General features: G+C 67.9%; 1 protein-coding gene. It reads right to left on the bottom strand.

Annotated features, from left to right (window positions below; translation table 11 throughout):
* A partial coding sequence (locus FK268_RS23085) for a hypothetical protein (RefSeq protein WP_146437788.1) occupies window positions 1-653 on the bottom strand: 653 nt, incomplete at its 3' end.
* Between the last annotated feature and the right edge of the window lie 50 nt (window positions 654-703).

The raw sequence follows: 703 nt of genomic DNA, 5'->3' as shown, positions 1-703 counted from the left end.
AAGGCGGTGAGCCCGGCGGCGACTGCGTATCGGAAGCGGTTGCCGTGCTGACGCACGAGGATCCACAGCCCGATCACGGCGGCGCTGAATCCCATCGTGGGGACGGAGAGCACCGATACGGCGAGCAGGGCCCCGATCGCCAACGCGGAGCGCGTGGACAGGTGGCCGTCGCCGGCGCGGGACGCGTACAGCACGAGCAGGACCAGTGCCGCCGTGGCAAGGGCCTGCGGATAAAGCGTCGTCGCCGTGTAGGCGTTGATGGGATAGAGCAGGACGAACGGAGCGGCGATCGCGCCGAGCGCGCACCGGGTGATGCGCACACCCAAAACACCCGCGCTCACAGCCGCGATCACCAGAAGCGCGGCGGAGACGGCGGGTAGCAGGGATTCCGGAACCCCGACCGCGAGGAACGCCGCCAACAACAGAGGCCAGGCAGGAGGTCGGTACGCACTATCTGCCCCGTACAGGCGGTACCCGTCGCCGGCCACGATCCCGCGCGCGATCTCGACGTACTCTTTCTCGTCGCTGTAGCGCAGCGGTGTGCCGCTGTGGACCGCATAGGCGATGACAAGGAGCGATGCTGCTGCGAACATGGCCAGGGCGACCGCGTGGGAGCGCGGGAGCGCACGCAGGGAGTCGAGTATGCGGGGCATTCGGTTCCTTCCGGCTATCATTGCGATCGCATTATCGCAGGCGCTCACAG

The sequence above is a fragment of the Tsukamurella sputi genome (assembly GCF_007858445.1).
Taxonomy (GTDB): domain Bacteria; phylum Actinomycetota; class Actinomycetes; order Mycobacteriales; family Mycobacteriaceae; genus Tsukamurella; species Tsukamurella sputi.
This window is presented reverse-complemented; position numbering and strand designations above follow the sequence as displayed.